Annotated in this window: 15 protein-coding genes; 7 read left to right on the forward strand and 8 right to left on the reverse strand. The window is 34.1% G+C overall.

The genetic code is table 11. From position 1 onward, the window contains the following. Positions 1-57 precede the first annotated feature (57 nt). The 4 genes from AC1Q7L_RS09225 to AC1Q7L_RS09240 all read right to left on the reverse strand — a co-directional run bounded on the left by AC1Q7L_RS09225 (position 58) and on the right by AC1Q7L_RS09240 (position 3293). Positions 58-1557: a GH3 auxin-responsive promoter family protein gene (locus AC1Q7L_RS09225; protein WP_492305172.1), complete on the reverse strand. Its 1500-nt coding sequence runs from the start codon at positions 1555-1557 to the stop codon at positions 58-60. A gap of 127 nt (positions 1558-1684) precedes the next feature. Continuing rightward, positions 1685-1975, reverse strand: a complete 291-nt coding sequence (locus AC1Q7L_RS09230; protein WP_492305173.1) for a hypothetical protein — start codon at positions 1973-1975, stop codon at positions 1685-1687. A gap of 195 nt (positions 1976-2170) precedes the next feature. Continuing rightward, positions 2171-2563: a hypothetical protein gene (locus AC1Q7L_RS09235; protein WP_410691453.1), complete on the reverse strand. Its 393-nt coding sequence runs from the start codon at positions 2561-2563 to the stop codon at positions 2171-2173. 334 nt (positions 2564-2897) lie between these two features. Then, positions 2898-3293: a hypothetical protein gene (locus AC1Q7L_RS09240; RefSeq protein WP_410691452.1), complete on the reverse strand. Its 396-nt coding sequence runs from the start codon at positions 3291-3293 to the stop codon at positions 2898-2900. Positions 3294-3547: 254 nt separating this feature from the next. Here AC1Q7L_RS09240 and mfd point away from each other — a divergent pair, with 254 nt between their 5' ends. The 7 genes from mfd (at position 3548) to pth (ending at position 12632) form a co-directional block, all read left to right on the forward strand. Continuing rightward, the gene (gene mfd, locus AC1Q7L_RS09245; RefSeq protein WP_492305174.1) at positions 3548-6919 is read left to right on the forward strand and encodes a transcription-repair coupling factor; all 3372 of its coding nucleotides are present in this window, start codon (positions 3548-3550) and stop codon (positions 6917-6919) included. A 587-nt stretch (positions 6920-7506) separates the two neighbouring features. After that, on the forward strand, positions 7507-8331 hold the full coding sequence (locus AC1Q7L_RS09250; protein WP_410691450.1) for a hypothetical protein: 825 nt from the start codon (positions 7507-7509) through the stop codon (positions 8329-8331). 3 nt (positions 8332-8334) lie between these two features. Next, the gene (locus AC1Q7L_RS09255; protein ID WP_492305175.1) at positions 8335-9153 is read left to right on the forward strand and encodes a hypothetical protein; all 819 of its coding nucleotides are present in this window, start codon (positions 8335-8337) and stop codon (positions 9151-9153) included. A gap of 3 nt (positions 9154-9156) precedes the next feature. After that, entirely contained in the window at positions 9157-9915 is a 759-nt protein-coding gene (locus tag AC1Q7L_RS09260; RefSeq protein ID WP_492305176.1) for a hypothetical protein, read from the forward strand. Between the two features lie 149 nt (positions 9916-10064). Then, on the forward strand, positions 10065-10946 hold the full coding sequence (locus AC1Q7L_RS09265; protein ID WP_492305177.1) for a hypothetical protein: 882 nt from the start codon (positions 10065-10067) through the stop codon (positions 10944-10946). Positions 10947-11048: 102 nt separating this feature from the next. After that, positions 11049-11978, forward strand: a complete 930-nt coding sequence (locus tag AC1Q7L_RS09270; RefSeq protein ID WP_492305178.1) for a hypothetical protein — start codon at positions 11049-11051, stop codon at positions 11976-11978. A 90-nt stretch (positions 11979-12068) separates the two neighbouring features. Beyond that, positions 12069-12632: an aminoacyl-tRNA hydrolase gene (gene pth, locus AC1Q7L_RS09275; protein WP_492305179.1), complete on the forward strand. Its 564-nt coding sequence runs from the start codon at positions 12069-12071 to the stop codon at positions 12630-12632. Positions 12633-12890: 258 nt separating this feature from the next. Here pth and AC1Q7L_RS09280 read toward each other — a convergent pair whose 3' ends face one another. The 4 genes from AC1Q7L_RS09280 to AC1Q7L_RS09295 form a co-directional block, all read right to left on the reverse strand. Next, positions 12891-13526, reverse strand: a complete 636-nt coding sequence (locus AC1Q7L_RS09280) for a carbonic anhydrase (protein WP_492305180.1) — start codon at positions 13524-13526, stop codon at positions 12891-12893. 59 nt (positions 13527-13585) lie between these two features. Next, positions 13586-15178, reverse strand: a complete 1593-nt coding sequence (locus AC1Q7L_RS09285) for a SulP family inorganic anion transporter (protein ID WP_492305181.1) — start codon at positions 15176-15178, stop codon at positions 13586-13588. Positions 15179-15319: 141 nt separating this feature from the next. Then, a complete protein-coding gene (locus AC1Q7L_RS09290) occupies positions 15320-15619 on the reverse strand; it encodes a hypothetical protein (protein ID WP_410691442.1) in 300 nt (99 codons plus the stop codon). 19 nt (positions 15620-15638) lie between these two features. After that, complete coding sequence (locus AC1Q7L_RS09295; protein ID WP_410691441.1) at positions 15639-16307, reverse strand: carbonic anhydrase; 669 nt, start codon at positions 16305-16307, stop codon at positions 15639-15641. Positions 16308-16523: the final 216 nt, after the last annotated feature.

Consider the following 16523-nt stretch of genomic DNA (forward strand, 5'->3'; position numbering starts at 1 on the left):
GTTTTCCAAATTTATAATTTTTTTCGAATATATGTTTCCGGAATCAAAAAAATGTGTTTAAAATTTATAGATTTCTAATAAATCTGCGATTTTTCTGTCATTTGCCAGTCTTGGAGTTTTGTTTTGACCACCCAATTTTCCCTGAGATTTAGCATATTCATGAAAAGCATTCTTTTTTAATCTGCTAATATGTAGTTTTTGGAGAATATTTCCTGAAATCAAATCATCATAATAAGTATTGCGTTTTCTGAGCTGCTCATCAAGTTCATTTTTAAATAAATCTAAATTTTCCGGCTCTTTTTCAAATTCTATAAACCATTCGTGATAAGGAAGTCCTTCTGCAGGATTCACCTGTGGAGCAAGATGGAATTCTGTAATCTGAGCAGGATATTTTTCTACAGTTGCCTTCATAGCTTCTTCAACTTCAAAAGCAATCACATGTTCTCCGAAAGCTGAGGTGAAATGTTTCGTTCTTCCGCTCACCAAAATTCGGTGCGGATTTTTATCGATAAATCTCACAACATCACCAATCGAATACGCCCACAAACCTGAATTTGTCGTTAAAATTAAAGCGTAATCTTTATTAAGCTCAACTTCTTTTAAGGTTAATCTTTTCGCGTTAGGTTTTCCGTATTCTTCCAAAGGAATAAATTCATAGAAAATTCCATGATTGGTTAAAAGTAACAATCCTTCTTTTGTATAATCGTCCTGAAATGCAAAAAATCCCTCCGAAGCCGGAAATGTTTGAATAATATCAACTTTTCCACCCAATAATTCTTCCATTTTATCTCGGTAAGGCTCATAATTAACTCCGCCTGTAACGATAAGTTGAAGGTTTGGGAAAAGTTGTTTGATCTTTTTGCCGTTTCTTTCAGTTAATTTTTCAAAATACATGATCAACCAAGGTGGAATTCCTGAAATCAAAGTCATGTTTTCTTTTTCTGTTTCCTCAACAATTTTATCGACTTTGGTTTCCCAATCTTCAATCATATTGGTTTCTAAACTCGGTAAGCGGTTTTTTTGAAGATAATTTGGAATGTGATGAGCCACAATTCCTGAAAGTCGTCCTGTTTTTATTCCGAAAACTTCTTCCAATTCAGGGCTTCCCTGTAGAAAGATCATTTTTCCTTTTACAAAATCGGCACTGTTTTTCTGAGCAATATAATGGAATAACGCGCTTTGAGCTCCTGCAATCTGAAAAGGCATTCCTTCTTTAGAAATCGGAATATATTTCGAGCCAGAAGTTGTTCCCGAAGTTTTTGCAAAATATTCCGGAGTTTCTGTCCATAAAATATTGGCCTGACCTTTTTTTACTCTTTCGATGTAAGGTTTAAGATCTTCATAATCTGCAACGGAAACTCTTTCCTGAAATTCTTGAGTAGAATGGATGTTTTCAAAATCATGCTCTCTTCCAAACAGCGTCTTTTTGGCTGTTTCTATTAAAGATAAAAGCAAATCTTCTTGGTTCTTTTCTGCATTTTTCTTGAATTCTCCAGCCTTTCGGACGTGCTTTTTTGCCCAAGACAGTGCTATATTTTTCTTTAGGAAGTTTAACATGGTTCAAATTTATAAATAACTAAATAATTTGATGCTATTTTAATGAAATATGAAATAAAAAAACCGATGAATGAGTATCATCGGTTCTTCGAAATTTGATTATGAAAATAACAACTATAAGTTGAGTTTATTTGTTTGCTTTATACCTTTTGTCTGGGGTACCATCTTTTTTCAGATGTTGATTGTCTTTATATCTCTTGTCAGGAGTTCCGTCTTTTTTCATTTTAACAGCTGTTGTTGAGGTGGCTGCAGGCTTTGCTGTTTTAGTATCTGCTACTTTTGCAGCTTTAGTATCTACCGTTTTAGCCGTTTTTGTTACCTGATGAGTAGCTTTGGTAGCTGTTGCGGGAGCAGTTTGTTGAGCAGTAGCAAATCCTAGTCCTAATACTATTGACATTGCTGTGATTAATTTTTTCATAAGAATTTGTATTGTTTGTTTTTCTTGAATCAAAGTTATGCAAAAATCGGACTGAGAAACTCACTTTTAGAAACTTAACTAAAGTTTATTACAGCTTAAAAAAATATTAAAGAACAGAGATTGTACATTAATTAAAAAACAAAACCTGCTTCCGTTTTCCGAAAGCAGGTCCTAACATATGTATGAAAAGTTGGTTTAACGAGTACAGTTGGCTGTCCAGGTTTTACCATCCTTGATGTATAGGATTTTCAATTCATTATTATCAATTCTTATGTAAGAAGTTCCATTTGATCCTATCATTACTAATGTATGATCACCTTCCTGATTAAATTCGATCCCGTTAAGATCAGGAATACTGTTCGAAAACGCGAAGTTATACTTTGTTCCACTTGCGATTTTTGTTACAAATACGCTACCGTTATCTGTATTAATGTCCGTACTTCCGTCTTTGTAAGAAACAGTTCCTTTATAAGTTCCTGCGAAGAAGTCATTGTTAGTTGGATCGTCATCATCACTACAAGATGAGAATGACATTGCCGTGACAAGTACCAACATAAAGATACCTAAAATTTTAATTGCTTTTTTCATAATATTATTTCTTTAAGAGTTTTGTAAGGTAGATTAGCCAAATTCTGTGCCGTGTAGAAATAATAGAATTGTTTTAACTTTTAATTAGAATTTTTAGTAAAAAATTAAGATTTAATGATTTTTAGCTTATTTATTTTAAATTTTGAGTAATCCGCAAATTTTTTATGATAGAAAAAATATCGTTATATCTGTTTTTTTATAAATGGTTACGGAAAAACTTCCGAAATCGCTTTTATCTTTTTCAGAGATTGGCTATCACTTAAATTATATATAAATAAAAAAGCCTGCTTTCATTTTCCGAAAGCAGGCTTTATTATAGGTTTAAATAATTAAATTATCTTTTGCAATTGGCAGTCCATGTTTTGCCATCTTTTGTATATGCAATTTTTATCTCGTTATTTTCAACTCTTACGTAAGCTGTTGCATTTGAACCTACCATTACAAGAGTTTTATCTCCAGTTTTTTCAACATCAATTTCGTTAAGGGCAGGAATGTCATTAGAGAAGGCGAAGTTGTATTTTTTGTCACTTACTACTTTAGTTACAAAGATACTTCCTTCGGTTGTAGTAATGTCTTTATCTGCATCTTTATATGAGACACTTCCTTTGTAGATTCCGGCAAAAGCATCGTCTTTTATTAGATCTTCCTCGTCATTACTACAAGATGAAAAAGAGATTGCTGTAAAAATAACCAGCATAAAAATTCCTAAAGTCTTAATTGTTTTCTGCATCATATTTCTTTTAAATGTTAGGTGGGGTAAGCTCCAAACATTATGCCGTGGGTAGGGCTTTTTCGTGGTTTAACTTTTAATTAAAATGTTTTGGGAATTATTGTGATTTAAGGGTTTTTCATTGATTGTTTTTAAATTTTATGTAATTCATAATGTTGATTTTAAAGAAAAAAAATATCCTTATATTTGTGTTGTCTTAAACGGTTTCGGAAAACTCCCGAAATCGCTTTTGTCGTTTTACACCATTACTATTTATGCAGTTAAAAACAATCAACGAAAAGTTTCTTCCGGATTTACTGAAAAAGGAATTTGGAAAAGAAATTTTTAGTCAACTGGAAAATAATCAACACATTTCTGTAAGAGGAAGTGCCGGATCTTCGACCTCTATTTTTGTTGCGGAGCTTTTCTTAACACAAAAACATACCATTCTTTATATAGTTGATGATAAAGAAGATGCCCTGTACATCAATACAGAATTGGAAGATCTTTTGGGAAAAGAGAAGGTTTTGTATTTTCCTGCAACTCACCTTGAGCCTTATCAGGTTGAAAAAACGCAGAATGCCAATTTGGTTTTAAGAACTGAAGTTTTAAATAAAATAAATTCGGGCAGATCTTCGAAAGTTATTGTTGCTTATTCCGGAGCTTTATCGGAAAAGGTTTTAAAGAAAGAAGATTTTAAAGCCATTTCTCATCAGATCAAAGTGGGCGACCAGCTTGACTTCGATTTTGTGGATGAATTGCTTACGCATTACAATTTCCAACAAACAGATTTTGTTTCCGAACCGGGAGAATTTTCTGTGAGAGGAGGGATTGTAGATGTTTTTTCTTATTCCTACGAAAAACCTTATCGTGTAACTTTCTTCGGAAATGAGGTTGAAAGCATAAAAACATTTGATATTGAAACCCAGCTTTCCATTGAGAAGGTAAAAGAGCTTCAATTGGTTTCCAATATGAACTTTTCGGTGTCAGGAACCAGAGTTTCTTTGCTTCAATTATTGCCGAAAGAGAGTTTTGTTGTTTCTAAAAATGGGGTTGTAGGACTTCAGAGAATTAAATCATTCTACGAAAAGTCTCTGGAGAAATTTGAAACATTAAGTAAAGATATTGCTCATAGATCGCCGCAGGAATTATTTATTTCTGATCAGGAATTTTTATTTGATTATAAAAAATTTAAAACAATTGATTTCAGCAGTGTTTCTATTGAAGGATTAAAAGATATTTCTGAGGTTAAAATTGAGCAGACTTCACAACCAACTTTTCATAAAAACTTTGAATTATTAATTGAAGATTTAGAAGAAAAGCAATCAGAAGGTTTTGAAACCTGGATTTCTTTTTCCACAGAAAAGCAAAAAGAAAGATTAGAATCTATTTTTGAAGAACTGGAGCATGAAGTTCCTTTTAAAAGTTTTAAATCTGAACTTCATGAAGGTTTTGTAGATAATGATCATAAACTTTTGGTCTACACAGATCACCAGATATTCGACCGTTACCAAAGATATAAAGCGAAAAACAACTTCGCAAAATCTGAACAGCTTACCTTAAAAGATCTAATGTCTCTAAAAATTGGAGATTATATCGCTCACATCGACCACGGAATCGGAAAATTCATGGGATTGGTAAAAGTGAATAATGATGGTAAAATTCAAGAATGTTTTAAACTGACTTATAAAAATGGAGACTTATTATATGTAAGTATTCATTCACTTCATAAGATTTCAAAATTCAACGGACCGGACGGGAAAGAAGTTGTTCTAAGTAAGTTGGGATCGCCAGCCTGGAAATCTTTAAAACAAAAAACAAAAGCCAAAGTAAAACAGATCGCTTTTGACCTTATCAGATTATATGCTGAAAGAAAAACGGCAAAAGGTTTCGCTTTTACGCCAGATTCTTACCTTCAAAATGAGTTGGAAGCAAGTTTTATTTATGAAGATACTCCCGATCAGGAAAAAGCAACCATTGATGTAAAAAAAGACATGGAAGCCGATACTGTAATGGACAGATTAGTCTGCGGAGATGTAGGTTTCGGTAAAACGGAAGTTGCGGTTCGTGCTGCTTTCAAAGCGGCGACAGATGGAAAGCAGGTTGCTATTTTGGTTCCGACCACGATTTTGGCCTTTCAACATTATAGAAGTTTTAAAGAAAGATTAAAAGATTTTCCGGTAAATGTAGACTATGTCAATCGTTTCAGAACGGCAAAACAAAAATCGGAAACATTGGACGCTTTAAAGAAAGGAAAAGTTGATATTATTATAGGAACACACCAATTGGCAAGCGCAAGTGTTAAGTTTAAAGATTTAGGTTTATTAATTATTGATGAAGAACATAAATTCGGAGTTTCGGTAAAAGATAAATTGAAGACTTTAAAAAGCAATGTTGATACGTTAACATTAACAGCAACCCCAATTCCGAGAACATTACAGTTTTCATTAATGGCAGCGCGAGATTTATCAGTAATTAAAACACCACCGCCAAACAGACAGCCTGTAGATACACAGCTTGTTGGTTTTAATGAAGAAATAATTCGTGATGCGGTTTCTTACGAGTTGCAAAGAGACGGACAGGTTTATTTTATTAATAACAGAATTGAAAACCTTAAAGATATTGCAGGATTAATCCAGAGATTGGTTCCTGATGCAAGAGTAATTACCGGTCATGGTCAAATGGAAGGAAAACAACTTGAAAAGAACGTTCTTGATTTCATGGAAGGAAAGTATGATGTTTTGGTTTCCACAACAATTGTTGAAAGTGGAGTAGACGTTCCGAATGCAAATACTATTTTTATTAATGATGCTCAGCGATTCGGGATGGCAGATCTTCACCAGATGAGAGGTAGGGTAGGACGAAGCAACAGAAAGGCTTTTTGTTACTTAATTACTCCGCCTTACGACATGATGACGGCAGACGCTAGAAAACGTCTGGAAGCGATTGAGCAGTTTTCAGACCTTGGAAGTGGTTTCCAGATTGCGATGAAGGATTTGGAAATTCGTGGTGCAGGAGATTTGTTAGGAGCTGAACAAAGTGGATTTATCAATGAAATGGGCTTTGAAACCTACCAAAAATTAATGCAGGAAGCTCTGGAAGAACTTAAGGATGATAAAGATTTTGAGGATTTATTTGATAATGAAGAAGATCGAAATAAACTCTTTAAATCTGTAAAAGATGTCAACATTGATACCGATTTGGAATTAATGCTTCCAGACTTTTATATCTCTAATACTGAAGAACGATTACTACTTTATCAGAAGCTTGCGGAAATTGGAAATGAGGCAGATTTACAAAAATTTGAAACAGAATTAATCGACCGTTTTGGAAATTTACCTAATGAAGCAGTTAATTTATTAAAGAGTGTTGCTCTAAAATGGCTTGCCTCAGACATCGGTTTTGAGAAGATTGTAATGAAAAATGGGGTGTTTTTAGGGTACTTCCCGGCTAACCCTCAAGACAAATTCTACCAGACAAGCAAGTTTAAAAACATTATTAGCTACCTGACTTCAAATCCTGCAGAAGCCCAACTGAAGGAGAAAGTAAGCAAAGATGGAAATCACCTTATGATGAGAAAAGATAACGTAATAAATGTCGATGAGGTGAATTATCTGTTAAGATCGATTTTAAAAAATGAAAATTAATTCAATTTAAAGGGAAAAATTATATTGTCTCAGATTGATCAAATTTAAGACAAAGCCATATATTTCAACAGATTCGACATTTTCAATAGTGAAAATCGGTAGAATTTGTTGAAATATTTTTTTTATAGATGACATTCGTCAGGTGTTCTCAAAATGAACAAAAATTTTTATTAAAATAATATTAAATTAACGTAAATATTTTTGTTCCTGATTTTTAAAAATTTACAAAAATAAAAGCCCTATTTTTCACTGTTTAAAGAGAAATTTTTAAGATTAATTTACTTTAAAAATTAGTTCAATCCCACTATTTTCGATTAATATAAAAATGCCACAGAAGTATATCTGATGGTGAATATCTGCATGCAATAAAATCACCTTGTGTTGATAAAATATAGGACAATAAATATCTTTTAGGTGAATTACGGGATAAAATTGACACAGAAAAAAAGGAGTTAATTCAACTTAAAATGAAATAATTCCACTTTTTATAGATTAAAAATATCTTGTAAATCGCTTATTTCTATTGGTTTACGAAAGATAGGTGGACTTTTTAAGAATTTTTTTTCTTTACCTTTGCAGTCCTTATTATGAAAAAAACTCTGTATTTATGCGTGGTTGGACTAGTGTCAGTCTATACTCATGCGCAGGTGGGCGTTGGGATTAGTACTCCCCAAGCTACTCTCGATGTCAACGGGAAAACCACCTTAAGAAAAGAACTTAGAATGGCCGGTACTTCAACCCAGGTCGGGAATGCCGGGGTAAATGGCCAAGTTTTGGTTTCCCAAGGAGATGGGATTTCTCCTCAATGGAAATCATTGAACAATGTCTCCTTTATGGAGGAAGGGCAATACAAATTAACCAATTCGTATTTGTCATCGGATCAAGCTGGTATTAATAGTTTTTCTAACGGAATCTTAGGCGACAGTGTTTACAAAAACAGTGTTGGTGATGATATAGGAGATTCAAGCAAAGGAAAATGGGTGAAAATTGCCGGCCTTGAGAATAACTTTACAATTAAAAACGGACTCAACAGACTTACTTATCAATTCCAAACCGGGGTTGAAATGAAATCTACAGCATCAGATGCATCTCAGAATGTAAGCTTTACATGCGGGATTTTCAGAAACAGTAAGCTTGTAGCTGTACGTCCGGACAAAATTGCTTCAACCAATAATTCTGATAAAAACGGGATCCAGGATTATATTTTCACATTGAATTATACGGAACCAGATGTTCCGGTAGGTGTACACAAAGTTGAGGTTGCATGCAGAAAAATTAATGTATCCAACTCAAATGCTCAATTTGCTATTGGGCGTACTGTGGCAAGTAACAGTAATCTTTCTAATGCATTTACTTTAGAGTCTGCATTTAAGATAGACCTTATCGAATTTATAACCTACAAAGTAAACTAATCAATGAAAAATATATTATTTATCCTATTCTCAACAATAGGGTTATCTCTTTCTGCTCAAGTGGGAATCGCTACGCCTACGCCTAAAGCAATGTTAGATGTCAATGGAAACATTAACCTTAGAGGAAAATTAATCGTTAGAAATGCTGCAGATGGTAAGCTTCTAGAAGGTGGAGATGATCAGCTTTTGGTTTCACAGGGTGCGGGACTTGCGCCTACATGGAAGTCTCTTCGTATTCCTGATTATGAAACGAATAAATTTTATTTAATTTATAATAACTCTTTTTCAGATAGAGTGGGGGTAACCTTCACTTCTTCAGAAGAACCTACGATTGCATCAAGATCTGCTTCTTTTACGAAAAACAGTAACTTTAGTAATTTCAGTCAGTTCAAAAAGATTCCGGGATTATCTTCTCAGACATTCAATGTATATAGTACAGAAAGTAAAACATACTTCCAGTTTGAAACGGTAGTTCAAGCCAACTTTGCAAATGCAGGAACTACGGATACATCGATTGATTATGCATGCGGAATTTTTGTGGACGATAAATTAGTAAATCTAAGACAAGGAAATCTGAAAGCTGTTAATTCAACAAATCCTTTCCTTACACATAATCAGATTGGTCTTGCTCAAAACCTTACAAAAGGGGCACACACAGTGAGTGTTGCTTGCTCAAGATTAAAATCCTATAATGTACCTTCAGGAATAACATTAAGTATAGGAACCAATGTTGCGGATAATATTGATTCTTTCATCTCTCAATCATCATTTAAAGTAGATGTCTATGAGGTTCCACAGGTATTTAATGCGATAACAAACTAAATCATGAAAAAACTATTATTAATAAACTTATTTTTCCTCGCAATATTTTCTAACGCTCAAGTTGGCATAAATACAGCTACGCCTGTTAATACCTTGGATATAAACGGTGACCTGAATATAAGAAAGGAAATAAGAATTGGAGCTTCATCTGCTACAAAGGGAACTTCAGGAGCAAAAGGAACTATATTTCACAATAATGCAAGCTTAAACGTAAACGACTGGAAAAATGTAAAAGTAGCCGACGGAATGGGAAGTATGTCTCTTTTTTCTATGAGTAGCGTTTTTGATAAAGTTGGAGCAGGATTTACTGGAAACAACGGGGCAATAAGTCCTTATCCGGAAAATATGGATATTACAGCAAACTGGACGGTCTTAACAGGAACTGTGACTACTTTTTCAGTTACCAATACAACAAATAAAGTAACATTTGCATTCCAGACTACTGCTCAAAAAACAGTTAATGCGAATACTACCAATGCTAATGCATCAATGAGTTTTGGTTGCGGAATTTTTGTTGATAATAAACTGAAAGCAGTAAGAACAGATGTACTTTTGGGAGCAGATGGTACCAACAAAATTTTTAACCTTAATGCAACGCTTACCAATATGGAGATTAAAAATGGTTACAGCGTAAAGGTTGCCTGCACAAAAAGAAACTTAAATGGCGGAACGATAGGAATCGGAAGAGCTGTTAACACAGAATTTTTAAATTCAGATATGTCGCAATCAGTATTAACTACATCAGTATTGCAACCGTTTTAATTTTTCATAATAAATATTAATTGTAAATCTAAAGGCGTAAGTTTTTAGATTTTTTTTTGGTTTAAATAGGAACTTTTATGAATATGTGATTTTTTCAGCCATTATTTTATGAAAATAAATTATATTTGGGCTCATTAAAATCATTAACCATGAGTAAAAACTTTCTATTTAAAGCTCTTCTAGGGCTTACTTTCGGATTTCTGGTGTCTTGTGACAACACAACAGATGATCCCATCAATCAAAACAAAACAACCAACACAAATAATAACGGTGGAACGCCAACGATTATCGGACCAAGAATTTTAAGTAAAATCATCAGCGGAGGTAATACTCAGCAGGAATTTATTACAACAGCCGGAGTTCTTGAAAAAGGTATATTTACAGATTCAAGTGCTCCAAATTCTTTCTTTACAGGTACACCAACTTATACAGGAACAAAAATTTCTAAAGTGAAGTTTGTAGGTACTGCAAGTAATAGTTCAGGTTATGAATTTAATATTACCTATGACGTAAATGGAAGAATTTCCGGAACTACATCTAATATGTTAACAGGATCTACAATTATTGGAAATAGTGATTATTTCTACACTTATGATTCAGCAGGAAAGATCACAAAGATCATGGAGAAGAAGAAAATAGGAACGGTAACTCCAACTTATACTCATTTTACGGAAAATACATTAACGTATTCTGGTGATAACATCACAAAAGTAGTTTCTGTGATGGGAGTAATGGACAGTAGCGGAAATCCACAGGCGGGTTCTTCATTGGCAACTACGTTTAATTTTACGAACTATGATTCGAAGATTAATCCTTATACAACACTTCCTAAAACATTTTTCTTGATGTATAGTTTAATACATCCTGCTAATTTCTATAATTTATCTGCAAACAACGTTGGGAACCTGAATTTTGCATATCCGGCACCAGCACCAGCGATCTCTGTTAATTTAACGTATCAGTATGATACTCAGAATTATCCTATTTCAGATCAGACTGGCTCAGCCAGTTATGTTTATAAAGCGTTATAAGAACAGTCTAAATTATTAGTTTTATTATAATGTAAGGAGATATATGCTTTTTATTCAAAAAAAAATTATATTTTTGGGAAAATAAATAATCCCCCTTAAGGAATGAAACGACTTTTCTATTTTGTTTTACTATTGGCAGGTTTTTCTGCAATACATTCTTGTAAAGACTTATTGGATGAAAATGGAGATCCATTAGTAGATATAAATAATAATAGCGGCTTAATAGGCCCGAGAGCATTGTACCGAGAAATTACAGATGCCGATACGATTGCAGAATATCATTATAACGGATTACTTTTATCAAAAGTAATTACAGATAGCGCATCTATTACAGATGTAATGTTCAGTGGTGATAAGGTAAGCACGATCAATTTCCGTGGTTTCCTTGATATGGATGGAAACGGAAAGCTTGAGAAAGACAGTATCTCTTTTTCTCAGTTGTTTACATATGGTAACACGGGAAGATTAGAATCTATTTCAGAAAATCGTTCTATTTACAGAAGAGCAGTACCGATTCCTCCGGCGACTTTAGGAGTAAAAGCTCTTTTCAAAAAAACGAAAAGTATTTTTAATTTAAAATATAACGGATCTACAGCTAAGCTTGATTCTATCATTATGAGAAATGGTGATGATGTTTCAGGAACTCCTTTTGCTTACACGAAATATACAAAAGTTGGGTACGAATATGTAGGAGATAATATCTCTAAAGCTGTAAAATATTATGGACCAATGGTTGGAACAGCATATGGAACGCCAGCCCAAAAATTGGGTTATGCATATTCAAACTATGATACTCAGATAAGCGCTTATACATTATTGCCTTTTGCATATAAAGTGTCTGCTCTTATATCAACAGATTATAAGGATATCAGAAGTTTAATGCTTTCTCCGAACAGTCCTAAAAGAATTTCGGTAACAGATCTTTCGTTGCCAATTCCGGCTCCAACGGTATTCTCTACAGACTACAACTACGATCCGCAGACTTATGTTAAGAAAGGATTTGGGATCAATTTTATTTATAAACCTTTATAAGAAATAATTTTTTTAATAATATTTAAACTCAATTCTTCACCGGATTGAGTTTTTTATTTTTTATCTCTTAATTTTGCAAAAAATTTCTCAATGAAATATTTAATCGTCGGTCTTGGAAATAAAGGCCCTGAATATGAAAATACACGTCACAATATAGGATTTAAAGTAGCTGAAAAAATAGCTGAAACACTGGAAGCTTCATTTAACACTACAAACTTCGGATGGATGGCAGAAGGCAAATATAAAGGCAGAAAAGTATTGGTTCTAAAGCCTGATACGTATATGAACCTTTCCGGAAATGCCGTGAAATTCTGGATGCAGAAAGAAAATATTCCTTTAGAAAATGTAATGATCGTTACCGATGATCTTGTGTTGCCTTTTGGAACGTTGAGAATGAAGATGAAAGGCTCAGACGCAGGTCATAACGGACTTAAAAATATTAATGAAGTCCTACAGACGCAAAATTACGCGAGACTTCGTTTTGGGATCTCTGCTGAGTTTTCAGAAGGGAGACAGGTAGACTACGTTCTCGGAACATGGAATGAAGAAGAAGCCGAAAAGCTTCCCGAAAGAATAGAAAAATTCTCTAAAGCTTGCCTGTCATTTGTTTTTGCAGGAATTAATAATACGATGTCTGCTTTCAACGGGAAATAATTTTTTTGTTAAGAACGTAGGTTTCATCAATAGGAACGGGCTTTAGCCCGTTTAAAATATCATGTATCAAAATCGGCTTTAGCCAAAACATAAATTAAATTCCCAATAAGCACAATCATCTGTGTAAATCTGTGCAATCTGCAGGAATAAAATTAAGATATTCACTCAAAATAATAAAAGACCACCGAAAAACATCGATGGTCTTTTTCAAAATATAATCTAAAAATTAACTAACTATATAATTGTGACTTAAATGTCCTACAACCAAGTTACAACTCCGGTTTCAACATCATAGTTGGCTCCAACTATTTTGATTTTACCTTCTTTTTCAAGTCTTGTAAGGGTTGAACTTTGCTTACTGATATCTTCAATCGCACTTTTTACGTTTTGCTGATTCAGTCTTTCTAAAAGGGCGCTGTTTTTTGATGAACGTTCTTCACCTTCTTCGATAATTTCATTGATGATAGGATCGAAATGATTAATTAAATGATTCAAGTTATCCATTCCCAATCCTTCAATTTGTGCTGCATCCAGACCGCCTTTCAAAGCGCCACATTTCGTGTGTCCTAAAACCACAACAAGCTTAGATCCTGCTACATTACAGCCAAATTCCATTGAACCTAAAATATCCTGATTCACAAAATTACCTGCAATTCTAATACTGAAAACATCTCCCAGTCCTTGATCGAAGATAAGTTCCGCAGAAGTACGGCTGTCGATACAGCTTAAAACAACTGCAAAAGGCCATTGTCCTTCACGGGTAGCATTTACCTGCTCCAAAAGATCTCTGTTTGCCTTCAGATTGTTTACAAATCTTTGGTTTCCTTCTTTTAGAAAATTTAACGCTTTTTCAGGAGTAATGGTTGACTGAGTTTCGGATGTATGTGCTTTCATATGATATGTTTATTTGAATTTTATTTTAAAGTTAAAAAAATATTTGTTTATAAATGAGCTTACATTGCTCTTCTGTGTGTAATTATGATATGAGAATCTTCATCGGTCTCATAATCTTTGTAAGAAGTTTTAAAGCCTAAAAGTTCTACATTAATATCTTCTTCTTTCGCCCTGATATTCGCGAAATCCTGAATCATTTCCAATACATCCGTCGCAATGTATGAAGTTCCTCGGGCATCGATGATCACGGTAGAATTAGGTTTAATATTTCTTAAAGTCTTTTTAATAGCTGCTTTATTTAAAAATGAAACTTCCTCAGCCAATTTGATGTTAATTCCGTCTGCATCGTTCAGTTTTTCTCTGCTCAAATAGTAAGCTCTCTTCATATTTCCCTGTAAAATATAGAAAACTGAGATGGCTAAACCAATTCCAACACCTTTTAATAAATCTGTCGCAACAACAGCCACAACAGTCGCAACAAAAGGAATAAACTGGAACTTTCCTAAATGCCAGAAATGCTTAAATGTCGCCGGTTTTGCTAATTTATAACCAACTAAAAGCAACACAGCAGCCAACGTAGCCAATGGAATTAAATTTAAAATCATCGGAATTGTAAGTACACAAATTAATAAAAGAACTCCATGAATGATCGCCGAAAGTTTTGATGTTGCACCAGCATTTGCATTCGCAGAACTTCTTACCACAACCGAAGTCATCGGAAGTCCGCCAATGAATGAACTTATCAGATTTCCAATTCCCTGAGCTTTTAATTCAAGGTTGGTGTCTGTAATTCTTCTTTGTTGATCTAATCTGTCGGATGCTTCGATACAAAGTAAGGTTTCAATAGAAGCTACAATAGCAATCGTTGCACCTACGATCCATACTTTTGGATTGGTAAATCCGTTGAGGTCAGGTGTAATGATCAAATTTTTAAAATCATCAAGAGACTGAGGAATAGGCAACACAACCAAATGTTGAGGCGCAATCGCCAGTGAACTTCCTGTCATTTTGAAAAATTCGTTCAATAAAATACCTGCAACTACGGCAACCAAAGCTCCGGGAAGCATTTTCATTCTTTTTAATGTTGGAATTTTATCCCAAGCCAAAAGAATTCCGATAGAAACTAATGTTACAACAATAGCTCCCGGATGAATAGCTCCGAAAAGTTCTGTAAAGTAACCGAAGTTGAGTCCGTTATCAAAGATTGATTCGTGGCCTTCATAATCTTTATCAAATCCCAATGCATGCGGAATCTGTTTTAAAATAATGATGATCCCGATTGCGGCAAGCATACCTTCGATAACATTATTCGGAAAGTAATTTGAAATACTTCCTGCTCTTACGAATCCTAAAACCAACTGAATAAGTCCTGCAATCATCCCTGCGCAAAGGAAAAGTTCAAATGCACCCAGATCGGTAATTGCCGTTAATACAATGGCTGTAAGACCTGCAGCAGGACCGGAAACCGAAATATTCGAGTTACTCATCGTTCCTACTACTAAACCACCTACAACTCCTGCGATGATGCCGGATAAGGGTGGAGCTCCTGATGCTAATGCAATTCCTAAACATAACGGAAGTGCAACTAAAAATACAACGAGTCCTGAAGGGAAATTCTCCTTAATTCCTCCTATTAATGATGTGTTTTTCATGATATGAAAATGCTGTGATATAGCTGATCGGCTGTGAAATGATCAGTTATAAAGATTGGAAATTTAATTTTTAAAGCACGTGTCGATTCGATACCAAAAATTGATATGAATACTATTAAAAAAACTAGCTAAACTTAAAAATTAAGCTTCCGGAGGTGGAGAAAATATGGTAAGTAATGGTGACAGATGAAAATCGTCATCTACCAGTACAAAAGATCTTCCTGAAAGATCAGGCTCAAAAAACTTTACGTAATCAAATACATTTAAAGTCTTTGGAAGTGTTTTTTCGTAAACAGTAAAAGAGGTGGGGTGAGAATGCGGTTCTTCTTCATTGATGATAATATTGGTTCTCTGTAATTCCCAACCGAAAACAGCAGCAATGCTTGGCAGCGCTGTAAAGTTCAGGAAAAACGTTAAAACAATAATACTCCAGAATTTCATTCTACTTTTTTTAGAAAGACTATTTGGTCTTTTTACTCATTACCCAATCAGAACTTGTAAGGTTGTAGATTTTTTGGATGTCCTTTAAGATTTTTTCAAAGTCGATCTCCAAATCAATAATTTTACCTGTTCTAAGGTCGAAAACCCAGCCGTGAACCACAGGAAACTCTTCTAAGATGTATCTTTCCTGCACACAGGCCATTTTAATCACGTTGATGCACTGCTCCTGAACATTAAGTTCTACCAGTCGGTCATAACGTTTACCCTCATCTGCAATAGAATCAAGCTCGGCTTGGTGTAATCTGTAAACATCACGAATATTTCGCAGCCAAGGATTCAATAATCCCAGATCCTGAGGAGTCATCGCAGCTTTTACACCGCCACAGTTGTAATGTCCGCAAACGATAATGTGTTTTACTTTCAAATGTTCTACAGCGTATTGAATTACTGCTGTTGAGCTCATGTCTAAAGTATTCACCACATTGGCAATGTTTCTTGTTACGAAAACTTCGCCCGGCTGCGTTCCCATTAATTCTTCTGCCGTTACTCTGCTGTCTGAACATCCAATATAAAGGAAATCCGGATTCTGAGTTTTGGCTAATTCTTCGAAGAACGTTGGATCATTGGCAACTTTTGATTCTACCCATTTTCTATTGTTTTCGAAAATAACTTCGTACGATTGTGACATAAATTAAAATTTAAAAAAGGTTTAATTATTTATTTCGTTTAAATTATTTTCAAATTCAATAGATTAAATCAATAATCATGCAAAAATATAATTTTTGTTTTAATCGCAATTAGTTTTAACAAAGTTTAATATTAAAATATGCTTAAAATCATACGAAAACTTCGGAAAGAGTAGGTTTCACAGATTTTTATGTTAAAATATTATGTTTTTGATAAT

The organism is Chryseobacterium sp. GW823-FHT05E08 (genome assembly GCF_058795655.1).

Bases quoted from the DNA above. Each gene is read 5' to 3' on its own strand.
- AC1Q7L_RS09290 (WP_410691442.1), bottom strand. From the start codon at position 15,619: ATGAAATTCTGGAGTATTATTGTTTTAACGTTTTTCCTGAACTTTACA.
- AC1Q7L_RS09265 (WP_492305177.1), top strand. From the start codon at position 10,065: ATGAGTAAAAACTTTCTATTTAAAGCTCTTCTAGGGCTTACTTTCGGA.
- AC1Q7L_RS09240 (WP_410691452.1), bottom strand. From the start codon at position 3,293: ATGCAGAAAACAATTAAGACTTTAGGAATTTTTATGCTGGTTATTTTT.
- AC1Q7L_RS09235 (WP_410691453.1), bottom strand. From the start codon at position 2,563: ATGAAAAAAGCAATTAAAATTTTAGGTATCTTTATGTTGGTACTTGTC.
- AC1Q7L_RS09280 (WP_492305180.1), bottom strand. From the start codon at position 13,526: ATGAAAGCACATACATCCGAAACTCAGTCAACCATTACTCCTGAAAAA.
- AC1Q7L_RS09295 (WP_410691441.1), bottom strand. From the start codon at position 16,307: ATGTCACAATCGTACGAAGTTATTTTCGAAAACAATAGAAAATGGGTA.
- AC1Q7L_RS09230 (WP_492305173.1), bottom strand. From the start codon at position 1,975: ATGAAAAAATTAATCACAGCAATGTCAATAGTATTAGGACTAGGATTT.
- AC1Q7L_RS09225 (WP_492305172.1), bottom strand. From the start codon at position 1,557: ATGTTAAACTTCCTAAAGAAAAATATAGCACTGTCTTGGGCAAAAAAG.
- AC1Q7L_RS09250 (WP_410691450.1), top strand. From the start codon at position 7,507: ATGAAAAAAACTCTGTATTTATGCGTGGTTGGACTAGTGTCAGTCTAT.
- AC1Q7L_RS09260 (WP_492305176.1), top strand. From the start codon at position 9,157: ATGAAAAAACTATTATTAATAAACTTATTTTTCCTCGCAATATTTTCT.
- mfd (WP_492305174.1), top strand. From the start codon at position 3,548: ATGCAGTTAAAAACAATCAACGAAAAGTTTCTTCCGGATTTACTGAAA.
- pth (WP_492305179.1), top strand. From the start codon at position 12,069: ATGAAATATTTAATCGTCGGTCTTGGAAATAAAGGCCCTGAATATGAA.
- AC1Q7L_RS09270 (WP_492305178.1), top strand. From the start codon at position 11,049: ATGAAACGACTTTTCTATTTTGTTTTACTATTGGCAGGTTTTTCTGCA.
- AC1Q7L_RS09255 (WP_492305175.1), top strand. From the start codon at position 8,335: ATGAAAAATATATTATTTATCCTATTCTCAACAATAGGGTTATCTCTT.
- AC1Q7L_RS09285 (WP_492305181.1), bottom strand. From the start codon at position 15,178: ATGAAAAACACATCATTAATAGGAGGAATTAAGGAGAATTTCCCTTCA.